The sequence below is a fragment of the Xanthomonas sp. Leaf148 genome (assembly GCF_001423585.1).
Lineage (GTDB): Bacteria > Pseudomonadota > Gammaproteobacteria > Xanthomonadales > Xanthomonadaceae > Xanthomonas.
In genome coordinates this window covers 26067-45515 of sequence record NZ_LMOP01000010.1, presented here as the reverse complement: position 1 = coordinate 45515, position 19449 = coordinate 26067, and the positions used below count along the sequence as shown (strand labels likewise).

Here is a 19449-nt window from a genome sequence, read left to right as displayed (position 1 = left end):
GCGACCAGCGCCGCACGTCGCAATCCTGATTGCCCCCTCGCCCCGCCGGCAGCTCTACGACGAGCTCATGCGCGATGGCGGTCGCTCAAGGCGCTTCCACCTCGTACCCCAGCGCCTGCAAGCGCGCCAGATAACCATCCGGCGTGGTCATGCGGCTGATCGGCAGTACCGCGAAGGTGCTGCGATTGCGTTGCAGCGCGGTGGTGGCGATGCCGAGCCAATGTTCGCGCATGCGCCGCTCCAGATCGTCGATGCCGCGTTTTCTGGCGGCGCCGGAGCTGGCCATCGCGCTCATGCAGGCCGCTTGCGGATCTTCGCGCGGCAATTGACGCAAGGCCTCGATATCGCCCACCGACCAGGCGTTGGCGCGCTCGACCATGGTCGGCAGATCGCGCTCCACCGTCACCAGGATGCTGCGAAAACAGGCGGTGTCGTCCATGCCGCCGGCACGGAACTCCTTGAGCGCCTGACGCGGGTCCTTGATCTTGTAGTCCAGCGCGGTTGGCGTGGGCTTGATGCCTGCGCGCTTGGCCGCACGTTCCACCACCGACCAGATCACCGGCGAACGGGCCAGGCCGGAGCGCTTGATCGCCGCCTGATACAACTCGCCGGCCGCCAGCATCGGGCGTTTGCGCTCCACGCCACGATCGCTGCCGATGTAGCGCGCCTTGGCCACAGTCCACCGCGCATAGAGATCGGCAGGCAACACATCGCGCAGTTCGCGGTCGTCTTCGTTCTTCATCGCCTTCATCGCCGATGGCAGCAAGGTCAGCTTGCCGAAGAAGCCCATGTCCGCATCGACCTGCACGGTTGGCGCCATCAGTACCTGCTGGGACTGGCCGATGATGGTTTCCACCTCGGCCGACTGCCATTGCAGCCGTTTCGGCAATGGCGACAAGGTGCCCAGGATCCACAACACGTGATCGCCCTTGCTGACCTTCCACAAGCCCGGGCCGGGCTGCACGCCGCGCACCACCATCGCCTCCAGGTCGACCACCGGCGGTGGCGCGGCCGCTGTTTGCGCCGCGGTCTCGCTGGCCGTCGCCAGCATCGATGCCAGCATCACGCCGGCGCCCCATAACGTTGCCCTGTATCGCATCACATGTCGCCCCTGTTTGAGGCGGACAGTACGCCAAGCCCGAGCGCGCCGCGTTAGGGAAGCGTTCGGCCGCACGCGGCACCGTGATCGATCAGCGTGGGGTGAGTGTGGCCAGGTGGGTGGCCAATGGCGAAGTGGCGTCGAGCAGCGCAAATCCCTCCCACACGAATCCCGGCGACACCGTGCAACCCACCAGGGTGAAGTCGCCCAGCGAACGTGCCGCCTGCCACTGCCCTGCGGGAACCACCTGCATCGGTTCGCCACGGTCGGCGGCGTCCAGAATCAAGCGCTGCAGCTGCCCGCTGGCTTCGTCGTAAATCAGCAATTCCAGCGCATCGCCTTGTTGCCAATGCCAGCTTTCCTCGGCATCGACACGGTGCCAGGCACTGCATTCGCCGGCAGCGAGCAAAAAACGGATCGCGGTCAGCGCAGGGCGGGACCGGCCGTTGTCGCTGACCTGACGCTCGGAGGCATACACGCGGCGAAAGTGCCCGCCTTCCGGATGCGGCGACAGGTCGAGCGAGCGGATCAGGGCGGCGGCGGTCGGATGCATGCGTGCATGCTAAGCCCAGACACCGCCGCCATGCATCAGGGCAGGTGCTTGCCCGCGCGCAGACAGGTGCGGAAGAACACCAGCAGGTCCCAGCTATAGCGCTTGAGCAGACGGCGCGGCTCGTGGAGCAACCGGTACATCCATTCCAGATGCAGACGCTGCACCCAATGGGGCGCACGCTTGGCGTTGCCGGATAAAAAGTCGAGCAGCGCACCGACGCCGAACACCAGTGGCACGCGCAGCGCCTGGCTGTGATCGAGAATCCAGCGCTCCTGCAGCGGATTTCCGAACGCGACCAGCAGCACATCGGCGCCGGAACGGTTGATGCGCTCGGCCAGACCTTCGCCCGCAGCGGCAAATTCGCCGTAGCCATCGCACATGCCGACCACCTGCTGACCCAACCTATCGGTCAAGGTCGCCGCCGCAGTCTTGCCCACGCCAGGGCGTCCACCCAACAGGAAAAACTTGAGCGGGTGCGCAGCCTCGCGACACAGATACGGAATCAGATCGGTGCCATTGAGGTTGCCGGCAAAGCGGCGGCCATGAATCAGCCGCGCCGCCAGATCCATCCCGATACCGTCGTTGACGATCCGCACACTGGGCTCACGCATGCGCATCCGTAACGCCTGGCACTGCACCACAAAATTGGTGTTGGCGAAAAACACACGGCGTGGCTGTTGCGCGGCCACTGCATGGAACAGATCCAGCGCAAATGCCTCCTGCGTGGTGGACAACACCGGAAACCCGCCCAGTGGAATCACCACGCCTGGCGGCGTGGCGACGGCGGCAACGGTCGTTGTGTCACTGTCCACCCGCTGGCCCTGCATCATCGAATCACCAAAGGTCGTAGGGGAATGCAGCCAGCAAACCGGCCTGCAGTTTTTCCAGATCGAACGCGCCGTTGCCGCCCAGTTTCAGACACTCTTCGACGTTGTTGCCCGAGTGCCACTGCGTGCGTCCGGTGCCGTAGTAGTAATCGTCGTACTTGAAGCGGTCTTCGCCATTGCCCCAGTCCAGATACACCGCTGGAATGCCATAGGCCTCGGCAAGAATCAGGCCGTGCAGCGAACTGCTGACCACCAGTTCGGCACCCAGCAGCTGGCTCATGAACGTTGCCGGCTTGACGTTGGGGAACACCAGGTGGTCTGCGTAAGCGCTGTACTTTTCGACCGGCTCGTTGAAATGCGGAACGATCGCGAACGGACGCTTTTCCACCGCGCCCAATGCCTCGGCCGGGAAGAACATCGGCGTCAGCAAACCCGGGTCGCCATAGACCTCCGGCACCGCGATGCCACGGTCCAGCAGGAATTGACGGGTCTTGGGACCGCGCACCGCACGCACGTCGAGCGTGCTGAAGGTATTGCGCTCGGCCGGAATCTTGCCGTTGATGCCGCTGCCCCAGACGGTGTCGCCGTCTTTGGCAAAATGCAGCACCGAGCCGATCGCGATGAGCTTCTTGCTGAGATCGCGCTTCTCGATCAGGGTCTTGTCCTGCAAGGAGAGCGCGCAGGACACGATCACCTTGGACAAGTGATCCCCCATGTTGACGCCAGCGTTTTTCGGCTGCCACCAGAACAATGCGCGACGTTCTGCGTGTTCTATCCACTTCTGCAGCAAAGCGTTGGCCATAAAGAGGGGTCTCCTGTCTCAAACGGGTGAGGTGCGCTGCATCAATGCGAGAGCGCGGCCTCCGAGGAAGCACGCGCGGCGGCGCCGGTGTGCTGCGGATACAAACGGGTTTCCGGATACGCGGCTGGATCCAGCACACGGTCGGTGGTGTCGGACCAGTTCAAACATTGGCGGTAACGTACATGCGGCGCGTCCAGCGCCTGCCCGATCGCGGCGACGATCGAATCGGCATTGCCGGGCGTGTAACCAAAGCGCGACTGCTGGTACGGCCCGACCACCGCATTCGGACACACCGCAGGCAAGCCGAAAAAGTCGTACTGCAACAGCTTCATCGAGCTATCGGCCAGATACACCGGCACCTGTTCCGAGGCGTACGGCGCGATGCCGAACCGCGCGTGCTTGATGTAGCCGATCGTCTCGACGTGCTTCATTTCACCATAAACGACGACGTTATCGCCATAGCCCGGGTGGCGGCCCATGCCAGACCCGATCACATGAAACGTGACCTGCGGAAACGCCTTGCTGGCAACGACGAAGAATTCCGGATCGAACAACATCGACCCCACCGCCACCGCATGGATACCTTCGCCATACGGCGACGGGTCACCCAGCTGATCCAGGTTGTGATCCACGCCATGCCCGACGTGATAGACATTATCGCGGCTTGCAACTTCTTCGGCCATGGCCGGCGACACCAGCGCGATGACGTCCAGGGTGGGCGCAACCCGGTCGAACTCGCGTTCGATATAGGAGGCGACGTTGATCGTGCTCAATCCATCGGAGGCGCGATACACCAGCTTGGCGGTCGGATTGATGCGCTTGGCGAGCTCGATAAAGGCCACGGCAATGCCGCTTTCGAACACGATGACATCTGCCTCACGCATCCAGTCCAGCAACTGCTTCGGCGGATGTGCGGCATACCAGCGAAACATCGCATCTTCCACAGACTGCAGCCAAGCCCGGCGCGTATTGAACGGATGCACCGTGGTGCGCCAGAGATAGCACTCCACACCCTTGTGCGACACCACGGTATTGGCAGTGTCATCCAGCGGCAGCCGCATATCGCCCTTCATCCGCGACAGGCGGCTGTAACGCAGCGAGAAAAATCGCGTCGTCCCGCGTAGCGCAAGCTGATCGGTAATGAAGTGGATGTTGGCGCGGCGCGGTGTGCGGTAATCGTGTGCGGACAAGACCAGATAGCAAGGCCGGCGAATGCCGGAAGCAGCGGCGGCGGGTGTGTCGCTCATGGGCCGTGTCCTATGAATGAGTGGAAGAAAGCATGCCCGAATGCAGGCGAAGACGATGTCGATCTCATCGACGCGCCTTGGCTTGAGTCAGCAACTTGCGGATGTTGACGATGGAGATCACATCGCGACGGAACGACGGCCAGATGCCCAGCATCAGCAGGCACACTGCAGCCATCGCCGCTGCGCCTGCGGCCAATTGCTGCCATAGCGGGCCGCCAACGGTGATCGATGCGTAATACGCGCAGCCGCCGGCAACGCCATACGCCACCATCGCGCGTACCGCGTTGGTGAACAGCACGCCCACCGGCGTATCGGAAATCTTGCCGACCCAGATCAGCGACATCGGCCAGGTCACCAGCAGCCCGAACGAGTAGCCGACCGCGACCCCCATCGCGCCCCAACGCGAACCGACGAAGATGCAGGCGATCAGCACAACGCGGCTGACCAGCGAGAACAGCAACTGCTCGCGCATCAAACCGCGCGCCAGAAACACCCAATACGTGGCGTAGGACGCGGTCTGAAAAATACCGCCCAGTGCGAGCACCTGGAACAACGGCACTGCCTCGCGCCATTGTTCGCCAAGCACCAGCACAATCAACGGCATTGCCACCGCACAGGCGAACGAGAACAGCGCCACGATCAGATGCACCATCACCGTCTGCCCGCGCAGCAGAAACGCGCTGAAACGCTCGCGGTCGTCCTGCAGCTGCGACAGCACCGGCAACGCCACGCTGGTCGCCGGTGCATTGATCTGGTTCAACGGCATCATCAGCAGCTGAAACGCGCGGTTGTACAGACCCAACGCATCGGGCCCGGTGCGCCAGCCGATGATCACCTGCCCCACATTGCGGCTGGCGTAGCCCAGCAACTGCGCGGCCATCAGGTTCCAGCCGAAATTCATGAAATCGCGCATCGGCGCGTCGCGCCGATAGCCACCGGGCAGCCAACGTGCGCAGCTGCCCGCGATCACCAGGTTGACCACCGCCTGCACCACCTGCTGTACCACCAATGCCCAATAGCCCCAGCCCAGCAGCGCAGCGGCAACGGCCGCGCCCAACCCCAGCACTTGCGATCCCACATCGCTCAGCGCCACCTGCCCGAAGCGCAACCCACGGCTCAGATGCGCGCGGTATTGCGTGGTCATGCCGTTGATCAGGAACGTCACTGCAAGCGCTTGCGAGATCGTGACCAGCGCCGGCTCTTTGTAGAAATTGGCGATCACATGCGCCGAAGCGAACACCACCACCGACAGCACCAGACCGATACCGCTATTGATCCAGAACAGGTTGTCGCGTTGTTCGCGGCTGACATGTTTGGCCTGCACAGCGGCCGCAGACAAGCCGAAATCGCGCAGGATCTCGGCTGCACCGACAATCGCGGTGACCATCGCCATCAACCCATAGTCGTAGGGTGTCAGCAACCGCGCCAGCAGGATGATGCCGCCGAACTGCACGACCATCTTGGCCGACTGGCCCAGCATGGTCACCGCCGCGCCGCCGGCAGCGCGCGAGCCCAGGCTGCGTTGCGGCGGCGGTGTGGGAGAGGACGTCGTGGGGGTTTCTGCGGTCACAGCGCGGCGTCTCCATCCTTGCCTAGCGCTTCGAGGTAGGTGCGGTAATGCAGCTGCCCGATGCGCGGCCAATCGCGTTGCGACAGATCCGGTGCCGGCCCGCGCGGTGCGGCGCGCACCGTATCCAACATGCCGGTCAACAGCGCCGCATCGAACTCGCCTTCGTACAGAAACACCCAGCCCGGCCCCACTTCTTCGGCAATCGCCGCATTGGATTCGCTCCACGGCGCCAGCACCGGGCGTGCCAGCGACAATGCGAGCAGCAACGTGCCCGAGTTATGCATCTGCCGGTACGGCAACACCACCAGCTCGGCCTCGCTGACCTCGCGTGCCAGCACCGGCTCTTCGACATAGGCGAGTAATGCGCTGATGCGCGGATCCTGCGCACTGGCTTCTTCCACCAGCGTGCGCATCTGCGGCGTGGCCGGGTTACCAACGATGCGTAGATTCACGCGTGGGTCGCTGACCTCGCGCATGACCTCCAACAGCGTTTCCACGCCCTTGTACGGACGAATCAGACCGAAGTGCAGCAACCGCCCTGGCACCGTGGTGCCTTGCGGCATCGTCGCAAACCAGTCGCGGTAGTGGCCATGCAGGATGGTGTCGGTAAACGGCGGGCGCACCGGCGTGGTGGCATTGATGCGTATCCAGCGGCGCGTCAGACGATCGGTCCAGCGCAACAGGCTGCGCTCGCGCCAACCGCGATCTTCGTGTGGGGCCAGGTTGTGCAAAGTGCGCACCACCGGCGTACCGGTGACCTGCAACTTCAGCAGCAACAACGCCGCGCAAAGCTGCTTGGCCAACGTGCCCACGGCGCTGGGATGGCGCAGCAGATATTCGGGCCAATGCAGATGCAGCACGTCGTAGTGCGACAGCAAGGCATCGCGCATCGAAAAGAAGCGCGGCTGCACTGCATCGGGCAACGCGTCGTAGAGCTGGGTCAGATACGGGTTGGTGCTGGCATTGGGTTTTTCGGTGGAGAACAGCACCGTGACCTGCGGCTTGGCCGCCGCACGTGTCATTGATGCAGATGCAAGCGCGCTCATCGCGGCGTCTCCTGCGGGCGCGGCGTGCCCAGCGCACTGTGGTACTCGTCGATGTAGCGCCCCACCACATGCTTCCAGTCGTAGCGGCTCACATAGGCCATCGATGCCGCACGACGCGTTGCGAAGTCGCCATCGGCCGTCAGTGCGAGCGCCTGCACTTGGTCGGCTGCCGCTTCGATCCTGTCGCGGTTGACGATCACGCCCTGCCCCGACTCGCTGGCCAGCCGCACAAACGGCGGAATATCGCTGAGGATGGGAATCAGGCCCGCGCTCATCGCTTCCACCGCGGCAATGCCAAACCCTTCGTGGCGCGACAGGCAGACGAAGAACTGCGCCTGCTGCATCAATGCGCGCAGCTGTTCCTGCGACGGCGACATGCTCAGCTGCACCTTATCCTGCAAACCGCGCTCGGCAATCGCCTTGCGCAAGTCGGCTTCATTCAGATCGTATTCGCGGCCGGCGATGATCAGCTGCCAGTGCGGATCGCGCGCAAGCATCGCCTTCAGCAACTCCAGCGTTTCGATCAGCCCCTTGTTGACCGACCAGCGCCCGAAATACAGCATCGTCCGGCCCGGAGTGGCCGCACCCTGCCCCGCATATTTCTCCACGTCCACGCCGTTTTCGATCACCCGCAAGCGGGCCGGCGATACCACCTTGGCAAACAGATCGCCATCGTTTTCGCTGGTTGCGATCACCCGCGAATACGCCAACGCCGAGGTGCGCGTGAGTGTCTGGAACCACAACTGCTTCATGCGCGACGCATACGCGGTATGGAAGAACCCACCGTGTGTGGACACCACCATCGGCTTGCCGTGCAGCAGTTTGGTCACTGCCAGATAGTCGTAGAAAAAATCGATTCCGTGCAGATGCACCACATCAGCGGATCCAATCGCACCAAGTACCGATGGCGCCAACGGATAGCGCGACGAACCGCGATAGCCGATCCGGCGGATCGGCAAACCTTGATAGGTTTCCTGTGGCGCAAGCTGCGCACCCGGGTCGGTGAACACGCGATCCAGTGTCACTACTTCCACCGTGTCGGCGCTGTTGGCCTGATGCTGGCGGGCAACATTGAGAACGACTTCTTCCATGCCCCCGATCGAGGGGTGGAATTGGCGGACGACATGCACCACTTTCATTACGCCAATCTCCTGTGCCAGTGACGCGCACGCATGTGCCGCGACAACTGATGATTCTTGAAATTCGTCATTGACTCTTCAACCCCAACATCCATGGCGCAGCACGCACCAGCACCGCGCGCATCGGCACCGCGCACGCGATCGCAAATGCGCTGAGCCCCATCGCCCACGTCGGCGTACCAATGAGGCCGCGATCGATGATCCCGGTGCGCGCAACCACACTGGTGACCACCAGGAACACCAGCGTATGCGTGCACAGAATCAACAAGGTGTTGGTACCGATCCACTGCACCCATTGCCAGTGCCGGACGAAATACGCGACGCATAGCGTCATCGCAGTCCCCAACAGACTCACCAGCAGGAACAGCGCAGCCGATTGCCCGAACAGCAGGTTGTTTACGTCCACCTGCCCGTTCGCTCCGGCCAGCAGCCACCATGCCGTTGCGACGACCGGCAGCGCCAACGCCCACACCCATGCCGGAAGCGCGCGCAGCGCATCGGCAAAACGCGACAGCCACCCACCCACCGCGATGAAGAACAAGGCGATCGGCAACACGTCCAACGCGAGTGGCAAGCGCAGCTGCAACGAGGGAAACCACCCTGCCCATGCCAGGGCGATCGGCAAGCTGAGCGCCGCTACCACCGTCGTGCTCAAACGTGCACGCAATGCAATGTAGGTCAGCGTTGTGACAAACAACGCCGGCAAAAACCACAACGCCGGCAGCACGTAGAGGCGCGTGCCGTTGGCCCAGAACACGCCAAGGAAAGGGTCCCACCACGCCCGCGCGCCCGGCTGCTGGAACGCATGATTGAGCACGCCCGTCAGCAGCCACAGGCCATATGCCACCAGGAAGAACGCCAGGTACGGGATCAACAACGTCCGCGCCAGCTTTTTCACCGTCGACACATTCAACCCGCGACGCCCGAAACGTTCGCCGACCCAGCCGGAGAGCACAAAAAACAACGGAACATGGAAGCTGTAGGCGAACAGTTTGTAGGCAGGCGGCATGCCGCTCGCGTGCCCCAGCACCACCAGCACGATGGCCAGCGCCTTTGCCGCATCGATCTGCCAATCGCGGGCCAGCGCCGGCGCGCGACCGGGCGTTGCCACGGTTTTGTCGTGTCCGGCTTGCGGGGGATACGGAGCAGTCGTCATGCCGCGGCGCCGGTCATGCCGCCACCGTGCGCGCACCCAAAGCCCAGGGAGCAAAACGCATCAACAGCCAACGCATCGGTACGCACGCGACCAGCGCGAACACCGTCACGAAGACCGCCCAACCCAGGCCCGGCCGCCCTGCACCGAATCCACCCGCCACCGCAGCAGCGCCGGACAGCACGAAGAACACCAGCATATGCGTGCACAGGATCAGCAAGGTATTGCGGCCGATCCACTGTATCCAGCCCCAGCTCTGCACCAGCCGCGCCGCGCAGATCACCATCAACGACCCCAGCACCGCACTGAGCAGGAACACGGCATGGTCGCGGCCGAAGCCGAGCATGTTGACGTCGATACGCCCGTTACGTTGCGCCAGCCACGCCACCGCAACCGCCAATGCAACGGTCACCAGCGCACTGACCGGCAACGAGGTCGGCAGACGCGGCGACACGTAAATCAACAGCGCGCCCAGCGCGTAGAAGCACAACGACACCGGTAGCACATCGAGCCCGAAAAAAAGCCGCACTCCCTGCGCAGGGAACCAGTTCATCCAGAACCACGCCAGCACCAATCCCGCCGCCGCAATCGCCAGCGGCGGCAGTACGCGCCGCAGCAACACGTAGCTCACCACAGTGACCAGCATCACCGGCAAAAACCACAGCGGCGGCTGCACATACAGATCCGGACCGATCCCGGTAAACAGCGACACAATCGGCTCCCACCACGGGTGACTTCCCCAGCGCGCGGCCTTCTCGCCGATATTGCGGGTCAGCAGCCAGTACGCGTAGCCCAGCAGATAGAACGTGACATACGGCAGCAGCAGACTGCGCGCTTGCTTGGTGATCGTCTGCGCCATGCTGGTGGTACGCGACGCATAGCCAGCGGCCAACCAGCCAGACACCAAAAAGAACAGCGGCACGTGGAAGCTGTAGGCAAACAAGGTCATGTCATGCGGCACGCCCTTGGCATGGCAGAACACCACCAACAAGATCGCGATGGCCTTGGCCGCATCGATCCGCGGATCGCGCGCCTTTCCGCCGGCTGCAATCCGCACGCCGGAATCAGACGCGACCGACGACGACGCTGCCGCCGCCGAACTCATCGCCCCGCTCCCGCAGGCAATGGCAACTGCTCGCCATCAACCGTTGGATCATCCTTGATCGAAGCAGCGGAGACCGCCGACGCAGACCAGGTCGGACGCATATGCCACAAGCAGCCGCACACGAACCACCACAGAGCCGAGGTCTTGATCGAAAAGTAGCCGTTAGACACCAGCAGACTCAGCGCAAACGCGAAGATGGCCAGGTTCTTGAACAGCTGGCCTTCCTTGCTCGGCATCAGCAGCAGGAACGAATACGACAACAGGAATGCCAGCACCCCGACGATCGACTGCGACGCGATGAAGTACGAAATGCCGCTGTCGAAGTAACGGTAGGCCTGCGCAAAATCCAGCCCAAGCCAGGACTCGAACGACAGGTTGTTCATCGAGTAAACGGTGAAAAATATCCGGCCCATGGTGGTGTCCTGGTAGGCCGTGATCCCGGTGATCCACACCAGCAGCCACGCACTCATGATCACCAGCAAGAACACCAGAAACGCCAATCGCTGATCCAGGCGTTTCAATAGCGGCGTCAGCAACACCATCAGCACGCAGGTGCCCGCCGCCAATCGTCCATCCGAGGCGACGATCATGAAACCGATCAATCCCACCGACAGGACCAGCGCCGCCGGCCGCATCCAGCGCCAGAACACCAGCACGATGGCGGTAAAGAAGCAGATGTAGTTACCCATCGTCACCGGCTCGATGAACATCGAGGAGGCGCGCGGGAGATTGGAACCCGGCAGGAAGTTGCGTTCGCCCGGCCGCGTGGCGCTGACGAACAAGTTGCTGTCTTCGTTCCAGAACCCTTCGGCGCTCATGCCACGCGCGTTGACGAAGAAGCTCTTCGGATTGACCAGGTCGCCGTAGGCGCTCGGCATTGCCAGCTCGAACGCGGCAACCAGCGAGACGATGATGGTCATGCGGATGAACAACTTGGGCACCGAGCCGGTATAGGCAGACCCCAGCACCACAAACGCGAACACCACCAGGGCATCGCGAAAGAATTTCGGATCGATCTGCCAGTTCACCAGGAACCGCACGAACATCAGCAGGACGATCAATCCAAGCCCGCTGATGATCAGCGCAATGCGTTTACGGCTCAGCGAGCCCAGGCCCAGCAGGAAGCAGGCCGCGTAGATCATGAACTCGACCGCGTAGGTGATCACCGGACGCACGGTGAACACGTTCGCGTTGATCAGCGCCAGCACCAGGTTGTAGCCCACGCCGACCAGCAGCGTCAGTTCGATCAGCAGGTTATGCCAGCGAACGCGGGTTTCCTCGCTCATTCGGATCAGCATGCACACGCCTGCCTGAGAGGGGCGGCTGCACTGCAGCCGCCCGCGACGCCTGATGCGCCAGGTCGCACGCTCCCCGCCATCATCAGTACGCGGTCTTCTGTCCGAACACGCGTACTGCAGTCAGCACGATGATGCGGATATCCAGCCACAGCGACCAACGACGGATGTAGTCCAGGTCGTACTGGATACGCTTCTTCATCGTCCGCAGCTCCGGGGTTTCGCCACGGAAGCCATTGACCTGCGCCCAACCGGTGATGCCCGGCTTGACGTAATGGCGCTGCATGTAATGGTTGATCAGCTTTTCGTAGTGCGTGTTGTGCTGCGCGGCGTGCGGGCGCGGGCCCACGATCGACATGCTGCCACCCAGCACATTGAAGATCTGCGGCAACTCATCCAGGCTGCTGCGCCGCAAGAACGCACCGAAACGGGTGATGCGGGTGTCGTTCTTGGTCGCCTGCTGGATGGTGGTGCCATGATCGTCATGCACGCGCATCGAGCGGAACTTGAACATGTAGAACTCGCGACCGCCCAAGCCGTGACGACGCTGGCGGAAGAACACCGGACCCGGCGAGCTCATCTTGACGCCGACGGCAATCGCAGCCATCAGCGGCCACAGGCCCATCAGCGCGATCACGGCAAGGATCTTGTCCTGCAGCGCCTTGGCAACCACGAAGTAATTGTCGCGATCCACACCGCCCTGACGCAGGTTGATCACCGGCGTGTTGCCGATCTGCTCACCGGACTGGTTCAACAGACCAAAGTCGAACAGATCTGGCACCAGCTTCACGTTGATCGGATAACGGTCCAGACGCTGCAGCAGCTGCTTGATATGGTCGCGCTCGCCCAGCGGCAGCGAAATCCACACCTGCTCGACTTGATTTTCTTTCAGGTAATCGATCAGTGCATCCGGTTCGCCCAGGCACGGCAGCGACTGGCGCTGTTCGGTCACGGCGATGTCGTAAGGCGTACGGAAGTAGCCGACCAGGTTCATACCGACCCACGGATTGCGGCTCAGGTAATGATTAATCTTCATCACCGGATGGCGCAGACCGACGACCACCACGCGCTGGACGTCAACGCCCTGCGCACGCAGGTGGTTCAGGAAGCCGCGCAACAAGGTACGTGCCGCCACCAGCGACGCCAGGCCGCCAACGAACCACAGGCCGATCCAGCCGCGAGAGACCTGCTCTCCAACCTGCACGATCAGCGCATGCACCGCAAACAGCGCAAACACGCCGCCGAAGGCACCGCCCAGCACCATCAGCTCGCTCAACAATCCGCGACCGCGCCAGCTGCGATACAGCGGAAACAGCGCAAAGCAGATCACCGAATACAACAGCGTGGTGGCGATTGCGACACGATATGGCGCTGCCGGAACCCAGGAGCCGAACACGATGCGGTATGCGATCAGGCCCGACACGACCACCATGGTCAGGTCGAACACGCGCAGCACCAAATCGGCTGCCGCCGAGTACTTGGACAACAATCGCGGCGAGGATGTCGTGTACGTCGCGCTACTCAAGTCTGCCAAAAGCATGGGGATGTCCTCCAAACTCGATACGGCGCATGCGGGGGAACATACGAATCGCACGCGAGCTTTCAATCATCTCCGCCGAGCGATCACCGCGGTAATACCTACCGACCCCAGATCACTCGACAGCCCTTTGTTTCAACAGAGACAAACTTTCAAAACGAGGGAGCCCGAAACATACGGGATCCGACTTTTTCTACGCTGAATCGGTTGTCACTTTAATTAACCACTGTTTTGCAACATCACGATGTCAGTTCAATCGCGTTTCCGGCCCGGTGCCCCGCAGGAAGTAACGCACAAGCGCCACAGCCAACCCAAGGAATACGCCAAAGATGAAGCCTAACGCGAGGTTCAATTTGAGTTTCGGCGAAGTCTTCGACGTAGGCACATCTGCAGTGTCGACGATGGTCACGTTGTTGGCGCCGACATTGCTCGCCACACCGATTTCCTTGTAGCGCTGCAGGAGCGCATCGTAGAGCTGACGGTTGGTATCGACGTCGCGCTTGAGCATGTTGTAGCGGATGCTGCGGCTCTGCAGGTCGAGTTCGTTGGTGCGCAGACCGGCAATGCGTTCGTTGAGCAATTGCTCCTGATGCACGGATGCGTCATAGGTCGCCTTGAGCGACTGGCGAACGTTGATGACCTCACCATTGATCTGACGGCGCGACTCTTCGATCTGCGCTTTCAGGCGCTGCATTTCCGGGTAATCCGGCTTGAAGGTCGACAGCTTCTGCTGATACTCACTGGTCAAGCGCACCTGCTCGCCGCGCAAGGTCTGGATCAGCGGGCTGCTCAACACCTGCGGCAACGACATCGCATCGCCGGTGGCGGCCTGACGCCAGGCGGCCTCGGCCTTGATGCGCGCATCCTGCGCCGACGCCAGCAACGCATTGAGGTCGGTCAGGTTCTGCGCCGGCAACGACGGCTTGTCGTCGCCTACGGAGACGATCTGCTCATCGGTCGAGTACGCAACCAGCGTTTTTTCCGAGTCTTCCACCTTGTCGCGCAACTGCTCCAGGCGCTCGGCAAGAAACTTGGTCGCAAACGAAGACGCCTTCATGCGGCGCTCCTGCGTGCTCACGATGAACACCTTCGGATAGGTGTTGGCAATCTTCGCCGCAAGCACCGGGTCCGGCGAATCGTAATTAACGTAGACCAGGCGCGAATTGAGGATCGGCTCGACCACCAGACCTGCCAGCAAGGTGTCGGTGAGGCTGCGCTCGATGATCGCCTGACGCGAGTCCACCGACTTGCCCGCTTCCGGATTCTTGGCGGCTGCCTTTTCCAGCGCATCTTCGACTTGCTGCTTGAACGCCGGCTCCTGATCGAGCTTGGCTTCGCGAATCACCGCACGTGCGAGCGAACGGCTCTGCAGCAGCTGGTACTGGGTCTGGTAAAAGTCGCGATCCTGCGGCGACTCGACCGGCATCAGGTTGTCGACGTTCACCACGTTGAGCGAATCGCGCTCGATCTGCAGCGTACTGGTGGCGCGATACTTTTCCGGCATCAGGAAGGTGATCACCAGCGCCAGCAGCACGGCGGCGATCGTGATCAGGATGATCAGCCAGCGCTGCGACACTAGGGCACGCCAGTAGTCGAGCAAGCTGACGTCGGCCAGTTCGAGATGCCCATGACGCTGCGACGGCGAGGAACGATTGTCGGAATTCATACTCATCGGTAAGCGCGCCACACCATCACTAAGGGGGTCAGTTCCAGCATGGTGCGCAACCAGACGCGCGCATCCGAGCGATACACCACGACGATGTCGCCACCGTAGATTTCAGGGTCCGGATTGGCGCCCTTCTCGATCTCGGTCAGGTCGAAACGCGCGATCATTTTCTGCCCGTTGACCATGCGGAACACGATGACATTGCCGCGGCTTGCCACAGTGCTGACGCCCTTGGCCTGCGCCACGGCCTGTTGCAGCGTCAGATTGGCACCGATCACCGGGTAGATGCCGGGCTCGGTGACGGCGCCGGTCACGGTCACGCGACGGCCATTGGATTCCTGCACGAACACCGACACCTGCGGATTCTGCAGATAGCCGCCGCGGTAGCGATCGGCAACCAGCTTTTCCAGCTCGCCGACACCCATGCCGGCGGCGTTGACGTCTCCGATCAGCGGCAGCGAGATGTGCCCGTTCTGATCGATGCGGACCTGCCGTTCCAGATCGTCGACCTGAAACACCTTGACCAGCAACAGGTCGCCTGGGGAGAGTCGATACTCGGGCTGCACCGCGGACATTGCCAGCGGATCGGGAAGCGGCAATGACGACGCCATGTTCTTCCCGGTGCTGCAAGCACCCAGGGCCATCGAGCAGATCAACGCCAGGCTGAGACCTTGGCAGAATCGTCCGATCAGTTTCTTCATGCGTGTGGCTGGCTGCCTCGGTTGGGTGGGACAGGAGCTCGCGCAGCATTCAACCGGCCAATGCGCCAGCACGAACGTACGACAGAGAAATTCATCCCAGAAACATCGGGATCACGAAAAGGTACAACGTGTTGCACTGCACTATGGCACAGAACGATCGCATCGCAAGGCATGACACGCCATTTTTTTGACGGCGTTGGCCTATTGATTCAAGTTCGTCGTTGTCACGTTAAAAAACCGTGATCCACGTTCTAATCTCAAGCTAATGATTTGGAACGTTTCCGGACACTTAGCATCGTTCCGTGACCCAAGTCCATAGCGAACTGGACCGAAATAAACGGGCGCTCGCGCGAGGTTCATGCTGCACTGCGATATGCCGATCTACATAGTGAGCGACCACTGCAGGGACACAAAAATGCAATGTTGCGACGCAACAAAAAAGCCCATGTCGGAAGGACATGGGCTCGATGTTTGGTCGGGGTAGCCGGATTTGAACCGACGACCACTAGTCCCCCAGACTAGTGCGCTACCAGGCTGCGCTATACCCCGAAGATGCTGCATCCCGTCGCGAGGACGGCCTGCGATTATAGCGGCTTTGCGACACGTTTTCCTAGCGGCGAAGCAGCTGCAGGACTTCTTCCAGTTCCATACGCACCTGCTTGATGATCTGGTTGCTCAGCGCCGACTCGCTTTTGGCGCCGTCGCCTTCCAGCCGCAGACGCGCGCCGCCGATGGTGTAGCCCTGCTCGTAGAGCAGGCCACGGATCTGCCGGACCATCAGCACATCGTGTCGCTGGTAGTAACGGCGGTTGCCGCGTCGCTTGACCGGCTCCAGGCTCGGAAATTCCGTTTCCCAGTACCGCAACACATGCGGCTTGACGTCGCACAGCTCGCTGACCTCACCGATGGTGAAATAGCGCTTGGCCGGAATCGGCGGTAGCTCGCGATTACTGCCCGGATCCAGCATAAGCCTCCACCCGTTCTTTGAGCTTTTGGCCAGGGCGGAAGGTCACCACCGTCCTGGCCGAGATCGGAATTTCCTCACCGGTCTTGGGATTGCGACCGGGCCGTTGATTCTTGCGCCGCAAATCGAAGTTGCCGAACCCCGACAGCTTCACCTGACGACCCTGCTCCAGCGCATCGCGTAGCACGTCGAAAAACGCGTCGACAAATTCCTTCGCCTCGCGCTTGTTCAGACCAACCTCGTCGAACAGACGTTCGGCCATCTCCGCTTTCGTCAATGCCATGCCAATCCCCTGGTTACCGCCTCAACTCCGGATCCGGGCGCGGTGCTCGCGCTCGATCACGGCCACCACATCGGTAACGACCGCATCCACGTCCCGGTCGGTGAGAGTGCGCGAGTTATCCTGCAAAATCAAGCCCATAGCCAGACTCTTGAAACCTGGCTCGACCCCCTGCCCAACGTACCGGTCGAACAGCTGCACCTCACGCAGCAACGGGCCGACCGTGGTCTGCACGCTGGCCGACAACGCCGCCCAACTCACCTCTTCCGGCACCAGGAAGGCCAGATCGCGGCGCACCGACGGGAACCGCGACAGCTCCCCGGCGCGCGGCAAGGCGCGCTGCACCAGCGGCGCCAGCTGTAGTTCGAACGCGATCACATCGACGTCGATTTCCAACGCCTTGGTCAGGCGCGGATGCACCTGGCCGATCCAGCCGATGCACACGCCATCGCGATAGATATCAGCCGACCGACCCGGATGCCCGAACGGCTGGGCGGAGGGCTGAAACTCCAGCACCGCGCCGCTGGCCGCTGCCAGAGCGATCAGATCGCCCTTCACATCGTGAAAATCCACCTTGCGCGCGGGCTCGCCCCATTGCAACGCAAGCGCATCGCCACACACCGCGGCGGCGACATGCTGAGATTCCTGCGGAGCATCGCCCGCCTGCGCGGAAGCCGCAAACACCTTGCCCAGCTCGAACAGCCGCACCCGCCCGGCCTGACGGGCGGCGTTGCGGCCCAGTGTCGCGACCAGGCCCGGCAGCAAGCGCGGACGCATGATGGCCAGCTCGGCACTGAGCGGATTGGCCAGCGGCACCAGGCCGTCGGTCAACTGCCAACGCTGCAGCAACGCAGCATCGACGAACGCGTAATTGATGGTCTCCTGCAGCTCGCGCGCCACCAGCTGGCGGCGCACCGTCAGCTCGTCCAGCTGGGTTTCGCTGCGCATCGCGATCCGGCTGGCACCGCCCGGCAGCGTGGTCGGCACGCGATCGTAGCCGTGGATGCGCGCCAGCTCTTCGATCAGGTCTTCTTCGATGGCGATATCGAACCGACGGCTCGGCGCAACCACCTGCCAGCCTTCGGAAACCGCATCGAGCTGCATGCCGAGCGCACTCAGAATGCGCACGACATCCGCGTCGTCGATGTGGATGCCGAGCACGCGCGCGATGCGTGCGCGACGCAGCAGAATGCGCGCGGGCTGCGGCAGATGCTCCGGCAGTTGCGCATGCACCACCGGGCCCGGCGTACCGCCTGCCAGTTCCAGCACCAGGCGTGTGGCTACTTCGATCGCCTGCGGCGGCAACGCCGGATCCACGCCGCGCTCGAAGCGATGGCCCGCATCGGTATGCAGGCCGAACTTGCGGCCACGGCCCATGATCGCGGCCGGATCGAAATACGCCGACTCCAGGAATACGTTGCGCGTTTTGTCGGTGACGCGCGTGTCCAGCCCGCCCATCAACCCTGCCAGCGCCACCGGGCGGCCGGCATCGGTGATGGTCAGGAAACTGTCGTCCAGCGTGACCTCACGCCCATCCAGCAGCGCCAGCTGCTCGCCACTGCGCGAACGACGCACCCCGATCGGCCCCTGCAAGGTATCCAGATCGAAGGCATGCATCGGCTGACCGAGCTCCAGCATCACGTACTGGGTGATATCCACCAGCAGCGAAACCGGACGCACGCCGCTGCGACGCAGACGCTCGGCCAGCCACACCGGCGTCTTCGCCAACGGGTCGATGCCTTCGATCACACGCCCGCAATAGCGCGGCGCCTCCTTGCCGGCATTCAATTCCACCGCAAGCGTCCGCGTGGACACCGGCGGCACCGCAACGGCGTCGAAGGCCACCACTTCGCTGGCGCATGCTGCAGCCACGTCGAACGCGATGCCACGCACGCTGAAACAGTCGGCGCGATTGGGGGTGAGCTTGATTTCGATGCTGGCATCCGGCAAGCCCAGATACTCCGCAAGGGCTTGACCCACCGGCGCATCGTCCGGCAACTCGAACAGGCCGGACGCATCGCTATCCAGGCCCAGCTCTTTGGCCGAGCACAACATGCCGTTGGACGGTACGCCACGCAGCTTCGCAGCCTTGATGGTCAGCTCGCCGATCTGCGCGCCGACCAGCGCCAACGGCGCCACCAGGCCGGCACGCGCATTGGGCGCACCACACACGATCTGCAGCAACTCGCCCTGCCCCGCATCGACACTGCACACCTGCAGGCGATCGGCTTCCGGATGACGCATGGCCTCGACGATGCGCGCCACCACCACCTGACCAAGCGCCTCACCCAACGGCGTGACGTCTTCGACTTCCAGACCGATCGCCGTCAGCGTGGCGGCCAGTTCCTCGCGCGAGGCCTGGATCGGAACGTGGCTACGCAGCCAATTTTCAGAGAATTTCATGGAGAGCCGGGAATGGAGAATAGGGAATCGGGAATCGCAACAGCGGGAGGTCTTCGGAGATT

At 62.5% G+C, this 19449-nt stretch carries 17 protein-coding genes and 1 tRNA gene; all 18 read right to left on the bottom strand.

The window, feature by feature from the left end; all coding sequences use genetic code 11:
* Window positions 1–85: 85 nt before the first annotated feature.
* A complete protein-coding gene (locus ASF90_RS14505; RefSeq protein ID WP_055851538.1) occupies window positions 86–1099 on the bottom strand; it encodes a TraB/GumN family protein in 1014 nt (337 codons plus the stop codon).
* 91 nt (window positions 1100–1190) lie between these two features.
* Window positions 1191–1652, bottom strand: a complete 462-nt coding sequence (locus tag ASF90_RS14500; protein WP_055851534.1) for a cupin domain-containing protein — start codon at window positions 1650–1652, stop codon at window positions 1191–1193.
* A gap of 35 nt (window positions 1653–1687) precedes the next feature.
* Entirely contained in the window at window positions 1688–2482 is a 795-nt protein-coding gene (locus ASF90_RS14495; protein ID WP_055851531.1) for a WecB/TagA/CpsF family glycosyltransferase, read from the bottom strand.
* A gap of 4 nt (window positions 2483–2486) precedes the next feature.
* Entirely contained in the window at window positions 2487–3281 is a 795-nt protein-coding gene (locus ASF90_RS14490) for a polysaccharide pyruvyl transferase family protein (RefSeq protein ID WP_055851527.1), read from the bottom strand.
* Between the two features lie 41 nt (window positions 3282–3322).
* Window positions 3323–4528: a glycosyltransferase gene (locus tag ASF90_RS14485; RefSeq protein ID WP_055851524.1), complete on the bottom strand. Its 1206-nt coding sequence runs from the start codon at window positions 4526–4528 to the stop codon at window positions 3323–3325.
* Window positions 4529–4592: 64 nt separating this feature from the next.
* Window positions 4593–6098 carry a lipopolysaccharide biosynthesis protein gene (locus ASF90_RS14480; protein WP_055851521.1) on the bottom strand — a complete coding sequence of 502 codons (1506 nt, stop codon included), beginning with the start codon at window positions 6096–6098 and terminating at the stop codon, window positions 4593–4595.
* Window positions 6095–7144 carry a glycosyltransferase gene (locus tag ASF90_RS14475; protein WP_055851519.1) on the bottom strand — a complete coding sequence of 350 codons (1050 nt, stop codon included), beginning with the start codon at window positions 7142–7144 and terminating at the stop codon, window positions 6095–6097. Before ASF90_RS14475 ends, ASF90_RS14480 begins: the two co-directional genes overlap by 4 nt.
* On the bottom strand, window positions 7141–8283 hold the full coding sequence (locus ASF90_RS14470; protein WP_055851516.1) for a glycosyltransferase family 4 protein: 1143 nt from the start codon (window positions 8281–8283) through the stop codon (window positions 7141–7143). The genes ASF90_RS14475 and ASF90_RS14470 overlap by 4 nt, the downstream gene beginning before the upstream one ends.
* Window positions 8284–8350: 67 nt before the next feature.
* The gene (locus ASF90_RS14465; RefSeq protein ID WP_236699277.1) at window positions 8351–9475 is read right to left on the bottom strand and encodes an acyltransferase family protein; all 1125 of its coding nucleotides are present in this window, start codon (window positions 9473–9475) and stop codon (window positions 8351–8353) included.
* The gene (locus tag ASF90_RS14460; RefSeq protein ID WP_055851511.1) at window positions 9453–10541 is read right to left on the bottom strand and encodes an acyltransferase family protein; all 1089 of its coding nucleotides are present in this window, start codon (window positions 10539–10541) and stop codon (window positions 9453–9455) included. The genes ASF90_RS14465 and ASF90_RS14460 overlap by 23 nt, the downstream gene beginning before the upstream one ends.
* Window positions 10538–11827, bottom strand: coding sequence for a polysaccharide biosynthesis protein GumE (locus tag ASF90_RS14455; RefSeq protein WP_082473562.1), 1290 nt, complete (start codon window positions 11825–11827; stop codon window positions 10538–10540). Before ASF90_RS14455 ends, ASF90_RS14460 begins: the two co-directional genes overlap by 4 nt.
* 94 nt (window positions 11828–11921) lie before the next feature.
* Window positions 11922–13376 carry an undecaprenyl-phosphate glucose phosphotransferase gene (locus ASF90_RS14450; RefSeq protein WP_055851505.1) on the bottom strand — a complete coding sequence of 485 codons (1455 nt, stop codon included), beginning with the start codon at window positions 13374–13376 and terminating at the stop codon, window positions 11922–11924.
* 244 nt (window positions 13377–13620) lie between these two features.
* Window positions 13621–15060 carry a GumC family protein gene (locus tag ASF90_RS14445; protein ID WP_082473561.1) on the bottom strand — a complete coding sequence of 480 codons (1440 nt, stop codon included), beginning with the start codon at window positions 15058–15060 and terminating at the stop codon, window positions 13621–13623.
* On the bottom strand, window positions 15042–15740 hold the full coding sequence (locus tag ASF90_RS14440) for a polysaccharide biosynthesis/export family protein (RefSeq protein ID WP_055851503.1): 699 nt from the start codon (window positions 15738–15740) through the stop codon (window positions 15042–15044). Before ASF90_RS14440 ends, ASF90_RS14445 begins: the two co-directional genes overlap by 19 nt.
* A gap of 472 nt (window positions 15741–16212) precedes the next feature.
* Window positions 16213–16289: transfer RNA gene (locus tag ASF90_RS14435), tRNA-Pro, on the bottom strand.
* A gap of 61 nt (window positions 16290–16350) precedes the next feature.
* Complete coding sequence (locus ASF90_RS14430; RefSeq protein WP_005995911.1) at window positions 16351–16707, bottom strand: MerR family transcriptional regulator; 357 nt, start codon at window positions 16705–16707, stop codon at window positions 16351–16353.
* Entirely contained in the window at window positions 16688–16987 is a 300-nt protein-coding gene (locus ASF90_RS14425) for an integration host factor subunit alpha (RefSeq protein WP_002811076.1), read from the bottom strand. Before ASF90_RS14425 ends, ASF90_RS14430 begins: the two co-directional genes overlap by 20 nt.
* A 21-nt stretch (window positions 16988–17008) precedes the next feature.
* Window positions 17009–19387, bottom strand: a complete 2379-nt coding sequence (pheT, locus tag ASF90_RS14420; protein ID WP_055851502.1) for a phenylalanine--tRNA ligase subunit beta — start codon at window positions 19385–19387, stop codon at window positions 17009–17011.
* Between the last annotated feature and the right edge of the window lie 62 nt (window positions 19388–19449).

Coding starts and splice junctions, on each gene's coding strand:
- ASF90_RS14505 (WP_055851538.1), bottom strand. CDS start 1,099: ATGCGATACAGGGCAACGTTATGGGGCGCCGGCGTGATGCTGGCATCG.
- ASF90_RS14500 (WP_055851534.1), bottom strand. CDS start 1,652: ATGCATCCGACCGCCGCCGCCCTGATCCGCTCGCTCGACCTGTCGCCG.
- ASF90_RS14495 (WP_055851531.1), bottom strand. CDS start 2,482: ATGATGCAGGGCCAGCGGGTGGACAGTGACACAACGACCGTTGCCGCC.
- ASF90_RS14490 (WP_055851527.1), bottom strand. CDS start 3,281: ATGGCCAACGCTTTGCTGCAGAAGTGGATAGAACACGCAGAACGTCGC.
- ASF90_RS14485 (WP_055851524.1), bottom strand. CDS start 4,528: ATGAGCGACACACCCGCCGCCGCTGCTTCCGGCATTCGCCGGCCTTGC.
- ASF90_RS14475 (WP_055851519.1), bottom strand. CDS start 7,144: ATGAGCGCGCTTGCATCTGCATCAATGACACGTGCGGCGGCCAAGCCG.
- ASF90_RS14470 (WP_055851516.1), bottom strand. CDS start 8,283: ATGAAAGTGGTGCATGTCGTCCGCCAATTCCACCCCTCGATCGGGGGC.
- ASF90_RS14460 (WP_055851511.1), bottom strand. CDS start 10,541: ATGAGTTCGGCGGCGGCAGCGTCGTCGTCGGTCGCGTCTGATTCCGGC.
- ASF90_RS14455 (WP_082473562.1), bottom strand. CDS start 11,827: ATGAGCGAGGAAACCCGCGTTCGCTGGCATAACCTGCTGATCGAACTG.
- ASF90_RS14450 (WP_055851505.1), bottom strand. CDS start 13,376: ATGCTTTTGGCAGACTTGAGTAGCGCGACGTACACGACATCCTCGCCG.
- ASF90_RS14440 (WP_055851503.1), bottom strand. CDS start 15,740: ATGAAGAAACTGATCGGACGATTCTGCCAAGGTCTCAGCCTGGCGTTG.
- ASF90_RS14430 (WP_005995911.1), bottom strand. CDS start 16,707: ATGCTGGATCCGGGCAGTAATCGCGAGCTACCGCCGATTCCGGCCAAG.
- ASF90_RS14425 (WP_002811076.1), bottom strand. CDS start 16,987: ATGGCATTGACGAAAGCGGAGATGGCCGAACGTCTGTTCGACGAGGTT.
- pheT (WP_055851502.1), bottom strand. CDS start 19,387: ATGAAATTCTCTGAAAATTGGCTGCGTAGCCACGTTCCGATCCAGGCC.